Origin of the sequence: Candidatus Merdisoma sp. HCP28S3_D10, from assembly GCF_052065835.1 — a bacterium.
Taxonomy (GTDB): Bacteria; Bacillota; Clostridia; order Lachnospirales; family Lachnospiraceae; genus Laedolimicola.
Genome location: NZ_JBQHTG010000005.1, coordinates 22,319 through 42,763 on the forward strand (window position 1 = coordinate 22,319; position 20,445 = coordinate 42,763).

Consider the following 20,445-nt stretch of genomic DNA (forward strand, 5'->3'; position numbering starts at 1 on the left):
GCTTCCTAACTTTCCGTCCGCTCAAAGACACGAAGCTTCGAGCTTTTGGATCTTTTATTGTATTCCAATTCCTCCGCGCTTGGAGCAATCGGCTTTCGAATCGGTGACCTGCCCTTCGGTTTTTTACCACACACACACACAGGAAAGCTGGAAGGGCAGGTACAGGGATTTTCATTGGTTTTAAATATGGTCTTTACAATCCGGTCCTCCAGAGAATGGAAGGTAATCACGCAGATTCTGCCGCCCGGATTCAGAAGGTCTATCATATCGTCCAGAGAATTCTTCAGTACCTCAAGCTCCTGATTCAGCTCTATGCGGATAGCCTGGAAGGTCCGCTTGGCCGGATGTCCGCCCACAACCCGGAACTTTGCCGGAATAGCTGCCCGGATAATCTCCGTCAGCTCCCCTGTTGTCTCGATGGGCTTCTTTTCTCTGGCTGCCGCGATGTGCTTTGCGATATTGGCCGCGAACTTTTCCTCGCCGTAATCCCGGATAATCCGGTAGAGCTCATGCTCCGTATAGCCATTCACGATGTCCCTCGCCGTCTTTGTCTGACGCTGATCCATCCGCATGTCCAGCGGCGCGTCCACCCGGTAGGTAAAGCCTCTGTCCGCCGCGTCCAGCTGATAGGAGGACACGCCCAGATCCAGCACAATGCCGTCCACACGCTCAATCCCCAGGTTCGCAAGCTCCCGGCGCATATTACAGTAATTACTCCGGACAATCGTAACCCGATCGCCGAACTCCTTCAGTCTCTCTCCTGCTGCCGCAATGGCGTCCGCATCCTGGTCAATGCCAATCAGCCTTCCCTTGTCCGAAAGCCGTCTGCAAATCTCATAGGAATGTCCGCCGCCGCCCAGCGTGCCGTCTACGTATATTCCATCCGGACGAATATGCAGTTGTTCTATCGTCTCATGCAGTAAGACGGATACATGTGAAAATTCCATGCCTGTCCCCTTTTCTGTCAGATATCCAGACCAAGCTCTGTCAGCTGACCTGCAATCTCGTCCATGTCAATCTCTTCGTAATTGTTGTTCTCGTTCCACTTCTCCTCGCTCCAGATCTCGATACGGTTCAGGAGTCCGGCCAGCACAACGTCCTTTTCGATTCCCGCAAACTTCCGCAGGGTTGCCGGAATCAGTACTCTTCCCTGCTTGTCAAACTCACAGGAAGTGGCGCCTGCGGTCAGGAAACGAACAAAGGAACGGGCATTCTTATTGGTCATGGGAAGCTGCTTTAGCTTTTCCTCGTAGCTCTCCCATTCTTTCATGGGAAATACAAAAAGACAGCCATCCAGTCCTCTTGTCACAATACACTCGTCACCGAGCTTTTCCCGAAACTTTGAAGGAATGATCAGCCTGCCCTTGGTGTCCACCGTATGGTTGTATTCGCCGCGGAACATAGCGTCACCCCATTTCTTCCGGTTCCGGTGCTTTCGTGCCACTTTTCTGCACTTTGGCACCACTTTTTACCACTTGCCACCACTTACTTCTTAATAATATCTTAATTGTTATTAAAAATCAAGACCTTATTCCTTAAATTTTCTTCTTAGAATAAGGCCTGTTCCCCAACTGAGACCGCTGATTCCCAGTATGATCAGCATCACATGGGAGTATTCCCCCACCAGCCAGGCAAGGTATTCCCAGGATTCTCCCAGGAATGCCCCCAGGGATACCAGAAGAACGTTCCAGATCAGGCTCCCTATCGTGGTATAAAGCAAAAACAGGGACAGATCCATACGGCTCATGCCGGCCGGAATGGAGATCAGACTCCGCACCACCGGAATACAGCGGCAGAATAAAACCGTTCCCTGCCCCTTTTTCCGAAACCAGCTCTCCGCTTTTTCCAGATCTTCCCCGTTCAGATGAAGAATTTTCCCAAGCTTCCCCTCTGTCAGCCTCGTCAGCCGTTCCCGGTTTAAAAGGAAGCCCGCCCCGTAGAGAACCAACGCCCCCGCCAGAGAGCCAAGCGTGGCAAACAGTACCACTCCAGGTACGCTCAAAGCCGTATGGAGCGTCAGAAATCCGCCGAAGGGCAGAATCACCTCCGACGGAATAGGCGGAAATACATGTTCCAGAAAAATCAGGGCCAGAAGCCCGGGATACCCATATTGCTCCATCATCGACAAAATCAAACTCTTCATACCACAGTCTCCCGAACAATCTCTGTCTTATCTTATGTGACTGTTTTTTCCATTTATGACTGGTTTGAATTTACTTTTTGATTTGAGTATGCTATAGTGTACTTTGAATGTTTTAAGAAAATCGTTCAGAGACGATAAGGTTTTAAGGAGGATATAGATAACATGAAATTAGGTATCGTGGGTCTGCCGAATGTCGGCAAAAGTACCCTGTTCAATTCCCTGACAAAAGCAGGAGCAGAATCCGCCAACTATCCTTTCTGTACCATCGATCCCAATGTGGGCGTGGTTGCGGTACCGGACGCCCGTCTGGGGCTGCTGGCTGATATGTATCATTCCGCAAAGGTAACCCCTGCTGTCATCGAGTTCGTGGATATCGCAGGTCTGGTAAAGGGCGCATCCAAGGGCGAGGGCCTGGGCAATCAGTTTCTGGCCAACATCCGTGAGGTAGATGCTATCGTACACGTAGTCCGCTGTTTCGAGGACACCAATGTCATTCATGTAGACGGAAGTGTGGATCCCATCCGTGATATTGAAACGATTAATCTGGAGCTGATTTTCTCCGATCTGGAGATTCTGGAAAGAAGAATCAGCAAAACCGTCCGCGGTGCCCGCAACGACAAGACCCTGGCAAAGGAGCTGGAGCTTCTGAACCGCCTGAAGGCATGGCTGGAGGACGGCAAAATGGCGTCCGGCTTTACCACCGATGACGAGGACGAGCAGGAATGGCTTGCCAGCTACAATCTTCTGACCTATAAGCCCGTGATCTTCGCGGCCAATGTAGGCGAGGACGATCTGGCAGACGACGGCGCTTCCAATCCCCACGTAGAAGCAGTCCGCAAATACGCAGCCGAGAATGGCAGTGAGGTTTTTGTTATCTGCGCTCAGATTGAAGAGGAAATTTCCGAACTGGACGACGATGAAAAGACTATGTTCCTGGAGGATCTGGGATTAAAGGAATCCGGTCTGGACAAGCTGATCCGCGCAAGCTATCACTTGCTGGGACTCATCAGTTACCTGACTGCCGGAGAAACTGAAACCCGCGCATGGACCATTACCCGGGGGACCAAGGCGCCCCAGGCAGCCGGCAAGATTCATTCTGACTTCGAGCGTGGCTTTATCCGCGCCGAGGTTGTAAACTATCAGGATCTGCTGGACTGCGGCAGCTATTCCGCTGCCAAGGAAAAAGGACTGGTAGGTCTGGAGGGAAAGGACTACGTGGTGAAAGACGGCGACGTCATCCTGTTCCGTTTTAACGTTTAATACAAAGCAGCGCTTCTGGTTTTCGCATATCCAGAAGCGCTGCTTTTATACCATTTTACTGCTGTTTTACCAATGCCTCTATCTTATCCCGCTGAAGCAGCAGATTGAACCCTGCCGGATTCAGCGCAAACCCCTTTGCGTTCTGAATGATCGGCGGTACCAGTCTCTGGAAGGAAACGGAAAGCGCCTGCAGCTTCCGGGGATTCTTCTGACGGAATTTTTCATACTCCCACAGATCCGAGAAAATCGGCTGAATCACATCACCCGCCGGATTTTTCAGATAAGGAACCTTGATATCTGAATTGGGCTTCGACAAATCTACCGGCCCTTTCACATCTGTTACATCAATAGCAAGGACAAAACGGGAACGTCTCAGATCCGCAATCAGCTCCTGCTCCATCTCCTGCAGCTTCTTTGCCCGCTCCCTGTCTGTATTGTCCTGATTGGGGCGGCGCAGCTCCTGTAGAAAATAAACGGCCGTTAATTGCAGGGAATCATTCATGACCGGAGGCATATTTTCCTTCTGCTCCGGCTTTTTCACTGTTACAATCGCGTTCAGATCCAGATAGCAGAAGCCGGAACCATTGTGAAAGGCTACTCTGTTAATTCCGGTCAGATAAAGACCCGTATAAAAAGCCTGCATCTTTTCCTTTGTAATATCCGTCACAATAGTCGGATAGTTGTCATTCTCCAGAGCTTCCGCGTAGTTCTTCGCATCCTGCTCAATCTCAAAAACAGCAACCTGATCATCAAAGGTCTCCGGATCACACTCCGCGAAGGGAAGTCCGGTCGCCTTTGCCATCAAGGCGTAAAAGTGTTCCAGTTTCTGTAAATTTGTTATCATCAGCCGATTATCTGTACTCATCATTCATGTCCCTCATTTCTTCCGCTTACTTTTTACTTCTGCTTATTGCCTGAATTGCTTCTCCGTAATTCCGAATGATAACTTCTTTTCCCCGGCGCTTTTGGGGATCTGAATTAATAGCCCGGCGCACGTCGATTTCTTCAATCAGGAAGCCCTCGTACAATTCCCGGATCAGCTCTGTGTTATGATTGGTCAGCATACAAAATACGCCTTTCTCCGTCAGCTGCCGGAATAAGGCCGCCAGACGGCGATGCTCCTCCTCCGTAAATCCCTCTTTGGTATAGGAATCAAAGGAGGTGGGGTTCAACGGCGCGTAGGGACTATCAAAATAAACGAAATCCCCTTCCTTTACATCGGAAAGCGCCTCTTCAAAATCCTGACAGGTAATGGTCACAGATTTCAGATATGCAGAAATCGCCTTGATATTTTCCATATCCATGGAGCGCACCGACTGCTTCTGGTTCCAGGGCACGTTAAATTCCCCCCGGGCGTTTACCCGGTACAGACCGTTAAAGCAATGCTTATTCAGATATATAAATAACGCGGCCATCTCCGTATCATAGGAACCGCCAAGACGCTTCTCATTATAACGGCTGCGCATTTCATAATAAAATTCCCGGGTGCAGGTAACCTTATCCAACTCCATCAGCCTTTCCAGAATGGCGTCCAGGTGATCACGAATCACCCTGTAAGTGTGAACCAGCTCCTGATTGATATCATTCATATGGGCTCCTTCCGGAGCCAGGGAAAGCACCAGCGCTCCCCCGCCTGCAAAGGGCTCATAATACGTATTATACGTTTCCGGCATACGGATATAGAGCTGCTCCAGCATCTGCCGCTTGCCTCCGGCCCATTTTACAAACGGAACCATGGTTGTCCTATTCATAACCTATCCCCATTTTTCTTTGTATTTTATCAACTGCGTAAGAGCCGGCCGTCAGAATTTCCGGATCCCTTCGTCCTCGCCTCCGTCTTTGTCAATGGAACGAATCTGTACCTCATAACCGCCGTTTCCCACCTGTACGTGAACCCGGTCACCCACTTTATGACCCAGAAGCGCTTTTCCCAGCGGCGACTCAATGCTGATACGGCCCTCCAGGGAATTTCCCCGGATAGAAGTGACGATTTTCACTTCTTCCGTTTCGTCCTCGTCTTCATAGTATAGCACAACCTTTGTATCCATGCCTACCTCGTCTGCGCCGGAATGATCTTCTATCACCCGAGCGGTCTTCAGCATTCTCTCCAGATAGCGAATCCGACTTTCATTCTGGTTCTTATCCTTCTTCGCTGCGTAATACTCGAAATTTTCACTCAAATCTCCATGGGCACGCGCTTCCTTGACTGCCTCAATCGCTTCCTTTCGCACCACCAGCTTCCGGTGTTCTATCTCCTGCTGGATTTTTTCCACATCCTGTTTTGTCAGCTGTTCTCGCATTCTATTCCCAACCTTCCTCTTCCTGTCCGGAACGTCCCATCGTAAGGACAGAGATTCCATTTACCTCCACCCGGTCATCTACCGGAATCACCAGACATTTTCTTCCGTTGATGATCCGTGTCTCCACCAGATCCGCACGCTCCGGATTTACCTGAATCACCACGTCAGGCGCCTTAATCTCAAATTTTCGCGTATTCATCACATTGGAAGCCAGAAATTCCGTATTGGCTCCCACCGATTCCTCATAGCGTTCCTCAAGCTCTTCCATTTTCTCTGCCTTCACGCCGCTTTCCGCAAAGAGATGCTTTACTTCGGCCTTACTTAGCACCAGAGGCTCCGGCTCATCCTTCTTTTCCTCCGCCATCTCATATAGCTTCTCATGGATATTCCGGACTGCCTCGTAATCGCACTCCTCACCCAGGGTTTCCTCAATCATAGCGTTGAAGGTATCCTTCTGATCCGCGGCAGTCAATGGCGTACCGCAGCCAAACATTCCCTCTACAAAGTCGTCCTTCAATTCTTCCGCATTCTTGGAATAGTAAAGCATGCTGTGCAGATCTGTACTGCGATCCTGAAATGCCGGGAACAGAAAGCCCGCCATGGGAAGCTCTACCAGCCAGTCCCTTACCCTGGAACCAAAGCGGTTACTCTCCGCGTCATAGCTTAAGCCTGCCTTGTCCAGATTTACCGGACAGATGGTACAAAGCAGATACTCGTACACCTCGTCAGAAGCATCAAACATCTCCTCATTGTCTGAGGACTTGCCCGGCACGTCATACATGCCGTGTACCAGTAAAATCAGGTAATTCTCTCCATATTCATAGTTTTCTATGATCTTGTCATAGAACTGCTCCAGAAGTACATCGTCCTTCAACTTGCTATCCCGAAGCTTCCGTAAAAACTCCTGCTGCCCGCCTTCCAGCTCCGTTTCCAGCGGAAACTCCAGATTTACCAGATTTTTTCCCACCGTACCGGACAGGCTCTTTCTGAAAATTTCAAAATATTTAAAGCATTCTTCCTCGGACTGGGAAAGAAACGCCTCTTTCATCTCGCTCTTTTTATTCTTCTCTCCATCCACATAACAGGCGCAGAGTCTGGTCAGCGCACAGTTCTGAGGCGTAAACTGCTTCTTTATCTCCGCAATTTCTTTTTTATTCATGTAATCCTTCACTCCTGAATTTGATTTTCTCTCATTCTTCTGCTGACATCATTTCTTCTATCCAGCCGCGGACCTCGTCAGACAGATTTTCAAACAGATAATTCTTTGCGCCCACCGGCTTCTGCTCCAGACTTTCCCGAAGCTCGTTTCCGGTCAGCTCCACCAGCTCCCGAATACCCGAGGCAGAAAGCCTTGCCGCGCCCTGTCCCATAATAATCACCTGCTCCAGGCCGTCGGAGGTAGCTACCGTCACCTGATATTTTCTTCCTATTTCATGAACCGTCTTCTCAATATACTGGTCCGCCGTCTCAGCTTCTTTTGTATACACCACATGAATATTATGGTACCGAAAAATTTCCCGGGTTCCTCCTTCTACACGATAAGCATCAAAGACCAGAATCAGCGTACAGCCCAAAGCTCCCTGCAGATTGCAGAGAATATCCATCAGCTTTCCCCGGGCAGACTCCAGATTCACTTCGGAAAGCGCCTTCAGATCCTCCCAGGCAAAGATAATATTATAGCCGTCCACCAGAAGATATTCCTTTTCCTTCTTCCGGAACCTGATTTCCCGGATTCCTTCCTCGTCCGATTCCTTCCGGAAGCTTCGTTCCACACGACCTACGCCCTGACGGTCACGCCGGATCGGCCCATAGGTACGTTCGAATATCTCGTCCAGTTCCTTCGGATCTGCTGCCCCCAGAGAAGACCGGCTTCGTCTGGCAGTCTCAAGCCCCACTTCCCCCGAATCCTTCTTCGGCCGTAGAACGCCATCCACCTGCATATAGGAAAAAACCTGATTCCATGGTACATAAAAGCCTGCGCCATGGGCACAGAACACCGATCCAGTGGGATTCTGGACGTCCGCTTCCGAATCATAGCCTGCGGCAGCAATGATCTCCTCCGCATTGCCGCAGGGGCCATAGCCCTTAAGCGCACAGGACAGCTGCCCCTCGCCTCTGGTATAGGCAGTCACCTCTGCCGCGTAGCCCTGCATCCGCGATACGGGAGCAGTTCCGGACAGTACCATGCGCCCGTTCTCATTCTCCGGTTCTGAAAACGTACCGGACATCTTCTGAATATCTGTCATAGCCCGGCCCAACTTGTCTGCCGGAACAGTCAGCCGGAACTCGTAAAACGGCTCCAGAAGCACGCTTTTTGCCTGCTTCAGGCCCTGACGCACCGCCCGGTAGGTGGCCTGTCGGAAATCGCCGCCTTCCGTATGCTTGGCATGGGCTCTTCCGGCTGCCAGAGAAATCTTCATATCGGTAATCTCCGCTCCGATCAATACCCCAGGATGGCTCCGTTCTGAAAGATGGGTCAGGATCAGCCGCTGCCAGTTGCGATCCAACACGTCTTCGCTGCAGCAGCTGTCAAATACCAGTCCGCTTCCCGGCTCTCCGGGCTCCAGAAGCAGATGTACCTCCGCGTAATGGCGCAGCGGTTCAAAATGTCCTACACCCTCTACGGTGTCTTCAATCGTTTCCTTGTATACAATACTGCCTGCTCCAAACTCTACCGGAACGCCGAAGCGTTCCTGCATCAGGCTCTTCAGAATCTCTATCTGTACCTCGCCCATCACACGCACATGAATCTCTGAAAGCTCTTCCCTCCAGACCACATGCAGCTCCGGAAGCTCTTCCTCCAGACGGCGCAGCTTCTGCAAAAGCTCATGAAGATTACAGCCTTCCGGCGGCAGCAGCTGATAAGTCAGAACCGGCTCCAGCGCCGGTACCGGTCCCCGTTCTTCCGCTCCCAGGCCTTCCCCTGCCCAGGTACGGGAAAGCCCTGTTACTGCGCAGACCGTCCCTGCTGGGGCTTCCTGCACTGCTTCATAGCTGTTGCCGGAATAAAGACGAATCTGATCCGCCTTTTCTTCCCAGGATTCTCCGTCCTGCTCTCCGCTGATCAACTGCTTGACTTTCAGACTTCCCCCTGTTACCTTCAGATAACTCAGTCGGTTGCCCTGCTCGTCCCGGCCAATCTTGTATACACGCGCGCCGAATTCTGCCGGATATATATGCGGTTCCATATAAAGCGCCATGGCGTCCAGGAATTCCTGCACGCCTTCATCTTTCAGAGCGGATCCAAAATAACAGGGGTAAAGCTGCCGCTCCTTTATCTTATGAGCGATACTTTCTGTACTTAATGTTCCCTGCTCCAGAAACTCTTCCAGCAAAGTCTCATCGCAGACTGCCGCATCCTCCCAGATATCCGCCTCTGCACGATCCGCCGTAAAATCCACGCAGCGTCCGTCCAGAGCGTCCTTCAACTCTGCCAGGAGCGCCGCCCGATCCGTTCCGGGCTGATCCATTTTATTCACAAATAAGAAAACCGGAATCCGGTACTGCTTCAGAAGCTTCCACAGCGTCCTCACATGAGCCTGCACGCCGTCCGCGCCGTTAATTACCAGAATGGCGTAGTCCAGCACCCAGAGGGTGCGTTCCATCTCTGCGGAAAAATCCACATGCCCCGGCGTATCTAAGAGCGCTGCTTTCCAGTCTCCCAGCTGCAGCTGGGCCTGGCTTGCAAAAATCGTAATACCTCTGGCCCGCTCCAGACTGTGGGTATCCATATGGGCGTCGCCATGATCCACGCGGCCCGCCTTCCGAATGGCGCCGCACCGGTAAAGCATGGCTTCCGCCAAAGTTGTCTTTCCTGCGTCCACATGGGCCAGGATTCCAATTGTCGTTCTCTTTTCCATATATTCAAACCTCGGATTCCATTCTAACACAAAATGTGTGTTCGGGAAAGAGATTTCTTTTATCTGACCAATGCCCTCGCTTCTCTCAGCTTTATGCAATAATGCGAGTATGTAAACTGCGTCAGCAGCCAGATAACGGATACTACTACCACCGCAAACATCCCTGTATCAAAATACAAATTTGCTACCATCGTTCCCACCAGCAGAACCGGAATCGTCCGATTCACCATCATATAGGCCTTATAAGCACTCTGGTATATAATCTCTTTTTCCGCTTCATCACAGCTCTCCAACCACTGCTCCTGGAACTTCAGTGAAGACGGTTCTCCCTTTTTCTCCGGATGGGTCTTCTGAATCAGCTTCACATAGCGAATCTGCCAGAAATATTCATAGAGAAAGCAGGCAACGAAAATCATACAGGCAGCTAAAAGCCTGTATGCATGACCATCAGCTGTGATATATTTCATGGAATAGCCAAAGGTCAGAATCAAAATACAAAGTATCTGGGACAGCACATTCACATTCATGCCGAAAGCGCCTTCCTTCTCCTCCTCATACTCCAACCGGTCGCATTCCTCGTCCTCTGCCGTCTGTTGCTTTTCACATATTGTCTTCAGTCTCCGGTAACTTCCCTCCTCCAGAATCACAGATCCTGCAAAAATAATTCCCAGAAGCGGTGCCATCATGTTTTGGATCAGCACAGAGATTTCTGTCAGATACAATCCGATTCCATGCGTTTTCGCTGCCATACAAAGGCCTCCGGAAATGCCGCCCAGCACTCCGCCAACTACCATAATCTTCAAAGCTCTTTTATAGCTATTCGTTTTCTTCTCTTTCATCTTCCCCATCCTCCTCATACCGGAAAATATCCTCTACCTGTACCTCGCAAATCATCGCCAGCTTCAAAGCTAATGTCACCGACGGCGAGTAATCGCCCCGTTCAATCAGACTGATCGTCTGCCGGGATACGCCCGCCTTCTTTCCCAGCTCCGTCTGATTCATATTCAGCCGGGAACGGTATTCCTTTAAACGATTTAATAACGGCATAATGTTCAGTTCTCCTTTGTATTTGACAACTTTTCTTGTCATTATTATCATAGCATTGACAAGTATAGTTGTCAATACAGTTTGACAAGTTTTATTCCCCCTCTACGTAAATAGGAATCTTCCAGAAAATTCTACCCATTTTCCGAAAGATTCCTATTTTGTATGATATCTATATTCTATTTACAGTGTTTTCGTGGTCCATTTACTCATGTCCCACACTTCTCCCACCACATCCTGATAGAATTCCGGCTCGTGGCAAATCAGCAGAATGCTTCCTTTATATTCCTTCAGCGCCCGCTTCAGTTCCTCCTTGGCGTCCACATCCAGGTGGTTCGTAGGCTCGTCCAGAAGAAGGAAATTCGTATCCCGGTTAATGAGCTTACAGAGACGGACCTTTGCCTGCTCACCACCGCTTAAGACGCGCACCTGGCTTTCGATATGCTTGGTAGTCAGGCCGCATTTTGCCAGGGCGGCACGTATTTCCTGCTGATTATAAGACGGAAATTCATTCCATATCTCATCAATACAGGTGGTCTTATTATCGCCCTTCACTTCCTGCTCAAAATAGCCCAGCTGCAGATTTTCCCCCAGATCACAGCTTCCGGACAGGGAAGGAATCAGGCCCAGAATACTTTTCAGAAGCGTCGTCTTACCAATGCCGTTGGTTCCCACCAACGCTATCTTCTGTCCGCGCTCCATGCTGAAATTCAGCGGTTTGGACAGCGGTTCCGTATAACCGATAACCAGATCCTTTGTTTCAAAAAGTATTTTGCCCGGCGTCCGGCCATAACGGAAGTTAAATTCCGGCTTCGGCTTCTCTGCTGCCAGCTCGATGACGTCCATTTTATCTAGCTTCTTCTGCCGGGACATGGCCATATTCCGGGTGGAAACCCGGGCCTTGTTGCGGGCTACAAAATCCTTCAGCTCACTGATTTCCTGCTGCTGACGACGGTAAGCCGCCTCCAGCTGCGCTTTTTTGACTGCATAGACCTCCTCAAAATGGTCATAGTCTCCTACATAGCGGTTCAGCTCCTGATTTTCCATATGATAAATGATATTCACTACTTCATTCATAAAGGGAACGTCATGGGAAATCAGAATAAACGCGTTTTCATAATCCAGCAGATATCGCTTCAGCCAGCCGATATGTTCCTCATCGAGATAGTTCGTAGGCTCGTCCAGAAGCAGGATATCCGGCTTCTCCAGGAGTAGCTTTGCCAGCAAAACCTTGGTTCTCTGACCGCCGCTCAAATCCGTCACGTCCCGTTCCAGTCCCAAATCCAGTAGTCCCAGCGCCCTCGCCACTTCTTCTACTTTAGCGTCGATGGTATAAAAATCATGCAGCGTCAGCTCGTCCTGAATGGTGCCCAGTTCTTCCATCAGCGCCTCCATATCGTCTCCGGCTTCTCCCAGCATATCGCAGATTTCATTCATGCGCTGTTCCTTCTGCAAAAGCGGATCAAAGGCTGACTTCAGCACCTCCCCGACGGTCATTCCCTTCTCCAGCACCGCGTGCTGATCCAGATAACCCGCATGGACATTTTTTGCCCATTCCACTTTTCCCTCATCGGGCATCAGTTTTCCGGTCACAATACTCATAAACGTGGATTTTCCCTCGCCATTGGCTCCCACCAGGCCGATATGCTCCCCCTTCAGAAGGCGGAAGGATACGTCTGAAAAAATAGCCCGGTCTCCAAAGCCATGGGTTAAGTGCTCTACATTTAAAATACTCATCTTATTCTCCCTGTATACCAATCATTCATTTCTTTTGTTACGCACATGTAACCCATATTTTATCGGCTTTTGCCCTTTTCGTCAAGAGCGGGGCTCATGATTCGTAATCTCTCAGCCAAAGCGGAAATCTACCGAATCAGCCACTCTGCTTCCTCATAATCCTTTTTATGAACATAAATCTTATATTCATAAACATACTTTTGATCCAGCCCCAGACTACCTGTTCGGCCTCTCGATTTTCCCATAACAGCAGGGTTTTTCAGATTCGTTATTTTCACATCATATTGAATTCCATTTTTATCCAAAATGCTGCGCACTTCTCCCTGTCGCTTCATATCCATTGTAATGAGTAATTCTTTTCTATTGAAATATGTCAGCATAAAACTCCCCTCATTTCATTAACCGGAATATTTCTTTCTGCAAAAGCATTCCATCTCATGCGACCAAATCACGCCAACGGCCTGCAGATATGCATAAACCACGGTGGTGCCCACAAATTTCATGCCGCGCTTCTTTAAGTCTTTGGAAATTACATCGGACAATTCCGAGCTCGTTCTTCCTGTTTCCCGAATCACTTTGCCACCTGTCCAATGCCAGAGGTAATCCGAAAAACTACCGTGTTCCTCCTGAATTGCATGGAATACCTGTGCATTGGTAACGGCAGCCTGTATTTTCAGGCGATTGCGTATAATACGGGGATTGCTCCTCAGTGCTTCCAGCTTTTCCGCACTATAGGCGCAAACCTTCTCCACATCAAAGCCGTCAAAGGCTTCACGAAACGCAGCCTGCTTATTCAGGACACATTCCCAGGACAAACCTGCCTGAAAGCACTCCAATATCAACATTTCAAAAAGCTTCCGGTCATCATGCACCGGAACACCCCATTCCTCGTCGTGATAACGGATGTACCGCTCGTTTTTCGGATTTGCCCAACGACACCGCAGCTTTCCGTCTGCCCAATTCATTCGTACCCCGCCTTTCCATTTTTGCGCTAATGACCAGAAATTCCTCCAAATCGAAACCTTTAAAAATTTCCAAAACACGCTCGTTACCTATCATTTACATATTACCATATACAACGTGGAAGATAAACGCCCGTTCTGATTTTTAGCCAAAAGTTATTTCTCATTTTAAGCAGCTTTCCGCGATTGAATAGCAGAGTAAAATCAGTTTTACAAACCTGCCAGCGCCAGGAATTTTTTATATGACAGAATACTCTGTGTCAGAAATTGACCGTCCCGAAACAAAGCATAGGTCGTGACCGGTGCAGGTACATTCTGTGCGGATTCTTTGTCCGTGATATGGATAGCCTTGAACGGGATACCATGTTCCTTCGCCGCCTGCTGTACCCTCGGCACCCAATAATAGGTATACGGACACTGATCGGTATAATAAAGAACAAAACCCGCTTCCTTAATCACCGGATGTTTCGCACATTCCTTGAAATGCGGCGGCTGTGCACCCGATTCAATGGGAAGATACATGAGATTGATTCCGCAGTCGGACAGGTCTGCTACACGGAACCCCTTGTAAGCAAGAAATTTCGGATCAGCGAGAAATTCCCGCTTCCGTCCTTCTGCACACAGAATACAAAGACCTTTCTTTCCCTGAGCCTTAGCGTCACGGATACACGCCTCCAACAGATCGTTCGAGTATCCGTGTCCCTTCATGGAACCGGATACCCATAGGCAGTTCATGTAAAGATAACCCTCTGCCGCAATAGGCACCCAGGCATTTTCGGCCGGTATGTATTCGATAAAGCATTTACCGCGCTCTGCGCTCCGATAAAAAACAAGTCCATCATCAAAGCGTTGCTTCAGCCATTCCTTTTTTGCGACACTCTGCTTGCCGGACATGGCACAGCAGATATGTTCTTTGTCTATATTTTCTTTTGTGATCCGAATATAGTTCATCCGTTATTCCTCCCGTTCAACACAGCTGACACGGCAGCTTCTGCTTTTCTTTTGCCGGGAAAGTGGCTTCGAACTGTTCAAATTCCTCCGGGTTTTTCTCACAGACAAAATACCCTTCGGGGTCTTTGTAAGTGCCGGAGACGCCATCCAGGAATCCTGGTTTCAGTTCTTTGATGAGAAAATAGTCCGCCTCCGGGTCGTCAGCATAGCGCACGCCCTTGGTTTTGGCCGGAACAAAGCCAGACTTACCGTAAAAGTCAATATCGCCGGTAATGGCAAGCGCCCCTGCACCCATTTCCCTGGCTTTTTCCATGGAATAGTCGAGCAGCTGCTTTCCGTAGCCCTGCCGCTTGTATGCAGGTGCGATACCGATGGGGCCAAAGGTCATAATCGGTAGGGTTCGCCCATCGTCGCCGTCGATCTCCGACCGCACATAGATGACCTGACCGATCAGCTCACCGCCCAATTCCATCACAAAATCCAACTCCGGCACAAATGCCGGGTCATCCCGATAACAATGCAGCACATAGTGCTCCATACATCCGGGCCGGTAAACATTCCAGAATGCCTCGCGGGTCAGGTTTTCGACAGCTCTGTAATCTTCTTTTGTTTCCAGACGTATGGTAATATTCTTTTCTGACATGATGTTTCTCTTCTCTTTTTTCTTATCTCTTAATCAATAATCCTTCTTTTCTGCTGATTTTGGGAACGATGGCGGCCTGCTTCTTCATAATAAATTAATCCGAAGAGCGAACCGTTTGAATGACTTGAACGCCATCCATATCCGGCAAGCCCAAATCCAGTAAGATGATTTCAGGATTGTGCGATGTGGCCTCCACAATGGCTGCCGAGCCATTAGGTGCTACCACATAACGATAATCATTTGTTTTTAAAGTGGTCATAATGAGATTTCGTACAGACGGGTCATCCTCAACCACTAATATCAAAGGTTTATTCATGAAGTTCTACCTCCCCTGCAGGTAATGTAAATTTAAAAGCAGTGCCATTTGGCTGATTGTCTGATACGGAAATCGTGCCGCCGTGGGCGGTCACAATGGACTTACAGAGGGACAGCCCCAATCCAAGGCTTCTGCGGCTGTCGACCACTTTATTGGCCCCACTATAAAACATATCGAAAATACGGGGTTTCTGCTCATCGGGAATCCCAGGGCCGTTGTCGGAAACGGAAACCGTGACCCATTGCTCTTTTTGATCGGTATGTATTTCAATTACTGAACCGACAGGGGTATATTTGATGGCGTTGTCAACCACATTGATAATCACCTGAACGATCAGCTTCGCATCAATGTGGGCAAGGATAAAGTCTTTACCGCTGGTCACACGAATGGTGTGTTCTTTACTCTTTCTGTTGATGTGCTTCAGTGCTTCAGAAACGACCTCATCCATGAGTTCGATACTCCGAGTTAGATTGACCTGTCCGCCCTCAATTCGTGTGACTGCCAACAGGTTTTCAACGAGATTAATCAGCCACATGGAATCGTCATAAATATCGGTAAAGGTCTGCTCCCGTAGTGCATCGTCCATTTTTTTATAATTTGCAAGCAAATTGTCTGCGCTGCCGGAAATCGCTGTCAAAGGCGTCCGAAGATCATGGGAGATTGCCCGCAGCAGGTTGGCACGAAGCTGTTCATTTTGCGCCAGAACAGCCGCTTCCTCTTTTTCTTTGGCGTTTTTGATGTTTTCAAGTGCCAAAGCGCACTCGCCCAGAATAGAGAGGAGTACGCTGTTTTCGAAAGAGTCCAGTGGAATACCGTTCACCGCAATACCAGCCACTCCATATACATGCTGGTTGACCCGAATCGCAAGGTATAAACACTTTGCACTGGATAATGTATCTGTTGTGGCACCTGCGTGTTTGTTATTTCGGAAGGCCCAATCGGCGACTGCTTTCTCGTTCTCAGAAATTAAATCCTCTTGAGTGCTATTAACAGTACGAAAAACGTTGGGGGTGGCAAGTTCTTTACCATCAGACAGGTAGACGACGATATCTTTTTTCAGCAGCTTCATGAGTTGCCCTGCCGTAACGGTGATTACCGCTTTCTCATCCTGTTCTTTTTGCAAAAGCTGATTGGTTTCAAAGAGAATCTTTGTACGGTAAAGCTGTATGGGCAGATTGTTTCGCATTTTCTTTCAGCCGGGTAGCGAGAGATCCGGAAAGCAGTGTTACTATAAACATAATGGTAAAGGTAACAATATAGTTCGGATCGTCAAAATGGAATGTCAGTCTCGGAGTGGTAAAAAAGAAATTGAAAACCAGCACACTGACAACCGAGGTCAGAATCCCGCACAGTCGGTTGATTGTGATTACAGCGGTCACAAGTACGCCTAATATGTAAACTGCGATAATATTACTCTCCGTGAACCCAAGAGCGTCAAAGCCACAGCCAATTAGTGTAGCTACCAGCAATACGACTATACTCTTCAGAACATCACGCAGGGGCATCGCATCTACCTGCGCCTTACTCTTTTTTTCCTGATAGCTGGTTCCTGTGCTGGCATCCGGTATCACATGAATATCCAGATTAGGTACGCTGGAAATCAGGCGTTCCGTCAAGGTGGGCTTGCTGAAAATATTCTTTCGTGCAATGGTACTTCGTCCAATTACGATTTTTGAGATGCCGGAAAGACGGGCAAATTCCGCAATCTGATAAGGCACGTCATCACCATAACTTGTCTCAATCGCAGCGCCGAGTTGCTGGGCCAGACGCTTATTATCCTGCAAACGCTTTTTATCATCGTCACTCATCGCCGCTGTATTTGGCGTTTCCACATAAAGAGCGGTAAATGTTCCCCGAAAGGCTCTTGCCATCCTTGCAGCAGTCCGAATGATTTTTGCGTTGGATGGCGACGAGGAAAGACATGCCAGAATGCGCTCGTCTGTATGGTAATCGCCTCGGCTCTGTACTCTGGCGCTTTCCGTCAGCAAGTTCACCCGGTCAGCGCACCGACGGAGGGCGATTTCCCGCAATGCGGTGAGATTTTCCAGCGTGAAAAAATTAACTGTTGCCCGCTGCGCCTGATCTTCCCGGTACACATTTCCACTTGCCAGTCGTTCCAGCAACTCCGTAGGCTCAATATCCACCAGTTCTACCTGATCTGCTTGATCAAAGGTGGAATCCGGAATGCGCTCCCGCACAAGAATTCCGGTGATAGAGGCTACTGTATCGTTGAGACTCTCGATATGTTGGACATTTACAGTCGTATAGACATCAATTCCAGTATTTAGCAGTTCCTGAACATCCTGATACCGCTTCGTGTGCCGACTGCTTTCGGCGTTGGTATGGACCAACTCATCCACCAGTATGAGCTGGGGATTTCGCTTGAGCGCAGCATCAATATCAAATTCACGAAGGGTCATTCCTTCGTAAGCAACTTGTTTCACAGGAAGCTGCTCCAAGCCGTCCAGAAGTGCCATCGTCTGGGGGCGGGCATGGGGTTCTATGTATCCAGCAACCACATCGATGCCACGCTCCTTAGCCTGATGAGCCGCCTGAAGCATGGCATAGGTCTTTCCGACACCTGCGGCATAACCGAAAAAGATTTTGAGTTTTCCGCTTTTCTTAGTGGATGCATCGTTACGGATCGCACGAAGAAGCTGATCCGGATCTTGTCTTGGCAGTTCCATTTTAACCCTCCTATCTGTCACTCAAGTAAAAGCGATTCCCTTTTCAATACTATAACACACAACGTCAAAACCTACATCTGCGACTGATCCACGGCAGATTTGTTCAGGCATCCAATGAAAAAATCGACGACAGGTGATTTTTTGGAATCCCTCCATAGTGCTATTTGTGTGTTTCCAGTTCTCTGCACAATTCACTTTCTTCTCCGCTGAAAATATGGATAGAGACATCTGAATGCTGCTTTCCGTAAGTCTCGAAAGCATCTGCGAGACCGCCTGCCATTAATGGATTGGAAAAACCAATTCGCAAGCTGTTTTCGCCGTAAGTCAGAGCAGTGTCTTGTCTATTCCAATTGTTTTCCAGAAAAACATCCAGTTTATTCATCAGAAAATACCCAAAAATAAATATAGCTGATGTACTTACAAGTAAAATAACATCCTGCATGGATTCACCCCCAATTCCTTTGATTTTTCTTGAAATCAAGTATGAAAGCACTTTTGCAAATTTCTGTTACTTCCCAACGCCAACATGGTATCTCCTGCTTTCAGCACTGTGTCTGAAGAAATAGATAACTCCAGCTTGCCGCTTTTCTTGATTCCCATAATGTTAATATTGAATTTTTTACGAATATCAAGCTCTCCAATCGAATGGTCCGCCCAATCTTTGAGAATGGGAATTTCAAACATGGCATGATTTTCGTCCAGTTCTATGTAATCGAGAATGTGATTCGCACTGTAACGGATTGCTGTCCACTTTGCGGGCTGTTTTTCCGGGTAGACTACTTCATTTGCACCGTTACGCAGCAAAAATTTTTCCTGAACATCAGTTGCAGCTCTGGAAACTACAAACCTCGCTCCTAATTCACTGAGCAGAAAAGTTGTTTCCAATGAACTTTGAAAGTTGTTGCCGATGGCCACAATGCATAAACCGTTCCAATCCCTGACGAATCGTATCCTTTTCATGAAGAAATACAGTGGAGATTTTGGGAATCATGATTTTAGCTATGTTCATTTATTCATCCAGGATACCATCCAGCATCAGATTGACTTCCAGCACATTGACGGTTTCTTCGCCAAAGATGCCAAGGAATCGACCGTCGGTGTATTTTCGGATGATCTTGCGTACTTCATCATCGGTCATATCATTCGCTTTTGCAATACGTGCTACCTGATACTCTGCTGCCGCCGGGGAAATATGGGGATCAAGCCCACTGCCGGAACAAGTAACAAGATCCACCGGAACAGCTGTTTCATCCATATCCGGGTCGGCAGCCCGGAGCTTTTCCACCCGCTCTGCCACGAGCTGTGCATACTCCTCACTTGCCGGAGAGATGTTAGATGGGGCGGCATACATCAGTTCCTTTCCGTTTTCATCTGTATAGGTAGAAACATCGATATTCATAACTCGCCCCCACATATGGGACTCATCCGTATATTGCTGCCCCAGCAACTCACAGCCGTATTTTTTCCCATCTACTTCAATGATACTTCCATTGGCATTATCCGAGAAAATAAGCTGAGCAATTCCTGTGACAACACCCGTATAGATCACGCCGCACAGCAGAGTAAAGGTAGTCAGTCTGCCTCGTGTCATCAAAAGCTGTTTGCCGATGCGAACAATGTCGATCAGTTTTGTGGGTGAAGAGTCCAAATCCACCATGTTACCTGCTTCTTTTGCTGCTTGTGTGCCGCTGTTCATGGCAACTGCAACATCTGCTTGTTCCAAAGCCGGAGCGTCGTTGGTGCCGTCGCCTGTCATGGCGACCAAATGACCCTTGGCCTGAAAATCACGAATCATTGCCAGCTTTCCTTCCGGCGTTGCTTCCGCAAGGAAGTCATCCACACCGGCCTCGGCAGCAATGGCCGCAGCAGTAATCGGATCGTTGCAATCAGCTTGTCGAACTTCGGTATCTGTCCGATATTGGCGAACTCATCAAGCAGACAGCGAACATGGACCGGAAGCCTGCCGCCGTATTTATCATCTGCTCGATCACAAAGCAGGTTGAACAGCTGTGTGTACATGATGCTAACCACAAAATTGAAGGTATCATCTGTATCACTGATGATGACGAACATCGCTGTTTTCCTATCTCCCATAAGATCCAGTTCGAGCTCATCATAGCTCATAAGATCTCGCAGCTCCTTGATATCAAAGGGTGCTAATCTGGCACCGCAGCTGATCAAAATAGATTTCGCTGTCTTGCCAGAAACGAATTGTCAAGGACTTTTTAATCAAGTTTACAAAGAAGTCACATTCTGCGGACTTCTTCACGGAGCAGACGCTTGATTTTGTCCTCCATCGTCTCTTTGGCGGTCTCGCTGAAATGGACCCGGACGATATAGGTGGTCTTGCCAATCTGCTTTCTGACAGTCGGGCAAGGGCTGTTGTTGGTGGTGCTGAGGGTTGCGGTATTGTTCATTCAAAATCCTCCTGTAAATGAAAAATGCCCGGTGACTATTCATCATCGGGCGGTATCGGTATGAGGGAAGAAGGCAAGGCGGCAACATTAAGGTATCTATAAAACCCTTGCCGTCTTTGCCACGC

Annotated in this window: 19 protein-coding genes and 4 pseudogenes; 1 reads left to right on the forward strand and 22 read right to left on the reverse strand. The window is 48.7% G+C overall.

Going from position 1 to position 20,445, the window contains the following annotated elements:
• Positions 1-5 precede the first annotated feature (5 nt).
• From rsmH to ACTNCH_RS11955, 3 genes are all read right to left on the reverse strand, one after another.
• Positions 6-947, reverse strand: a complete 942-nt coding sequence (gene rsmH, locus ACTNCH_RS11945; protein ID WP_441019402.1) for a 16S rRNA (cytosine(1402)-N(4))-methyltransferase RsmH — start codon at positions 945-947, stop codon at positions 6-8.
• A gap of 17 nt (positions 948-964) precedes the next feature.
• Positions 965-1,402, reverse strand: coding sequence for a division/cell wall cluster transcriptional repressor MraZ (mraZ, locus tag ACTNCH_RS11950; protein ID WP_158362097.1), 438 nt, complete (start codon positions 1,400-1,402; stop codon positions 965-967).
• 126 nt (positions 1,403-1,528) lie between these two features.
• Positions 1,529-2,143 (reverse strand): DedA family protein, encoded by a 615-nt coding sequence (locus ACTNCH_RS11955; RefSeq protein ID WP_441019403.1) that lies wholly within the window; start codon positions 2,141-2,143, stop codon positions 1,529-1,531.
• A 162-nt stretch (positions 2,144-2,305) separates the two neighbouring features.
• Here ACTNCH_RS11955 and ychF point away from each other — a divergent pair, with 162 nt between their 5' ends.
• Positions 2,306-3,403, forward strand: coding sequence for a redox-regulated ATPase YchF (gene ychF, locus ACTNCH_RS11960; protein WP_441019404.1), 1,098 nt, complete (start codon positions 2,306-2,308; stop codon positions 3,401-3,403).
• A gap of 55 nt (positions 3,404-3,458) precedes the next feature.
• Here ychF and ACTNCH_RS11965 read toward each other — a convergent pair whose 3' ends face one another.
• From ACTNCH_RS11965 to ACTNCH_RS12055, 19 genes and pseudogenes are all read right to left on the reverse strand, one after another.
• Positions 3,459-4,271, reverse strand: coding sequence for an SseB family protein (locus ACTNCH_RS11965; RefSeq protein WP_441019405.1), 813 nt, complete (start codon positions 4,269-4,271; stop codon positions 3,459-3,461).
• A gap of 22 nt (positions 4,272-4,293) precedes the next feature.
• Positions 4,294-5,154 (reverse strand): DNA adenine methylase, encoded by an 861-nt coding sequence (locus ACTNCH_RS11970; RefSeq protein WP_441019406.1) that lies wholly within the window; start codon positions 5,152-5,154, stop codon positions 4,294-4,296.
• Positions 5,155-5,205: 51 nt separating this feature from the next.
• Positions 5,206-5,703, reverse strand: a complete 498-nt coding sequence (gene greA, locus ACTNCH_RS11975) for a transcription elongation factor GreA (RefSeq protein ID WP_441019407.1) — start codon at positions 5,701-5,703, stop codon at positions 5,206-5,208.
• 1 nt (position 5,704) lies between these two features.
• Entirely contained in the window at positions 5,705-6,862 is a 1,158-nt protein-coding gene (locus ACTNCH_RS11980; protein WP_441019408.1) for a DUF4317 domain-containing protein, read from the reverse strand.
• 31 nt (positions 6,863-6,893) lie between these two features.
• Complete coding sequence (locus ACTNCH_RS11985; RefSeq protein ID WP_441019409.1) at positions 6,894-9,563, reverse strand: NYN domain-containing protein; 2,670 nt, start codon at positions 9,561-9,563, stop codon at positions 6,894-6,896.
• A 59-nt stretch (positions 9,564-9,622) separates the two neighbouring features.
• Complete coding sequence (locus ACTNCH_RS11990) at positions 9,623-10,402, reverse strand: DUF3169 family protein (RefSeq protein WP_441019410.1); 780 nt, start codon at positions 10,400-10,402, stop codon at positions 9,623-9,625.
• The gene (locus ACTNCH_RS11995) at positions 10,380-10,610 is read right to left on the reverse strand and encodes a helix-turn-helix transcriptional regulator (RefSeq protein ID WP_441019411.1); all 231 of its coding nucleotides are present in this window, start codon (positions 10,608-10,610) and stop codon (positions 10,380-10,382) included. The genes ACTNCH_RS11990 and ACTNCH_RS11995 overlap by 23 nt, the downstream gene beginning before the upstream one ends.
• Positions 10,611-10,790: 180 nt before the next feature.
• Positions 10,791-12,344, reverse strand: coding sequence for an ABC-F family ATP-binding cassette domain-containing protein (locus ACTNCH_RS12000; RefSeq protein ID WP_441019412.1), 1,554 nt, complete (start codon positions 12,342-12,344; stop codon positions 10,791-10,793).
• A 128-nt stretch (positions 12,345-12,472) separates the two neighbouring features.
• Positions 12,473-12,724 carry a hypothetical protein gene (locus ACTNCH_RS12005; protein ID WP_441019413.1) on the reverse strand — a complete coding sequence of 84 codons (252 nt, stop codon included), beginning with the start codon at positions 12,722-12,724 and terminating at the stop codon, positions 12,473-12,475.
• An 18-nt stretch (positions 12,725-12,742) separates the two neighbouring features.
• Positions 12,743-13,309, reverse strand: coding sequence for a DNA-3-methyladenine glycosylase I (locus tag ACTNCH_RS12010; RefSeq protein WP_441019414.1), 567 nt, complete (start codon positions 13,307-13,309; stop codon positions 12,743-12,745).
• A gap of 207 nt (positions 13,310-13,516) precedes the next feature.
• Entirely contained in the window at positions 13,517-14,257 is a 741-nt protein-coding gene (locus ACTNCH_RS12015) for a YoaP domain-containing protein (RefSeq protein ID WP_441019415.1), read from the reverse strand.
• A 16-nt stretch (positions 14,258-14,273) separates the two neighbouring features.
• Positions 14,274-14,900: a GNAT family N-acetyltransferase gene (locus ACTNCH_RS12020; protein WP_441019416.1), complete on the reverse strand. Its 627-nt coding sequence runs from the start codon at positions 14,898-14,900 to the stop codon at positions 14,274-14,276.
• Positions 14,901-15,003: 103 nt separating this feature from the next.
• Positions 15,004-15,216, reverse strand: a pseudogene (locus ACTNCH_RS12025) (response regulator); the annotation flags it as partial.
• Positions 15,209-17,903 (reverse strand): annotated as a pseudogene (locus ACTNCH_RS12030) (DUF4118 domain-containing protein). The pseudogenes ACTNCH_RS12025 and ACTNCH_RS12030, both read right to left, overlap by 8 nt.
• Before the next feature lie 160 nt (positions 17,904-18,063).
• On the reverse strand, positions 18,064-18,345 hold the full coding sequence (locus ACTNCH_RS12035; protein ID WP_441019417.1) for a hypothetical protein: 282 nt from the start codon (positions 18,343-18,345) through the stop codon (positions 18,064-18,066).
• A 35-nt stretch (positions 18,346-18,380) separates the two neighbouring features.
• Positions 18,381-18,827: pseudogene (locus tag ACTNCH_RS12040) on the reverse strand (potassium channel family protein); the annotation flags it as partial.
• A gap of 85 nt (positions 18,828-18,912) precedes the next feature.
• The gene (kdpC, locus tag ACTNCH_RS12045) at positions 18,913-19,743 is read right to left on the reverse strand and encodes a potassium-transporting ATPase subunit KdpC (protein WP_441019418.1); all 831 of its coding nucleotides are present in this window, start codon (positions 19,741-19,743) and stop codon (positions 18,913-18,915) included.
• Positions 19,744-19,775: 32 nt separating this feature from the next.
• Positions 19,776-20,117: pseudogene (locus tag ACTNCH_RS12050) on the reverse strand (type IV secretory system conjugative DNA transfer family protein); the annotation flags it as partial.
• 32 nt (positions 20,118-20,149) lie between these two features.
• Positions 20,150-20,320, reverse strand: coding sequence for a transposon-encoded TnpW family protein (locus ACTNCH_RS12055; protein ID WP_441019419.1), 171 nt, complete (start codon positions 20,318-20,320; stop codon positions 20,150-20,152).
• Positions 20,321-20,445: the final 125 nt, after the last annotated feature.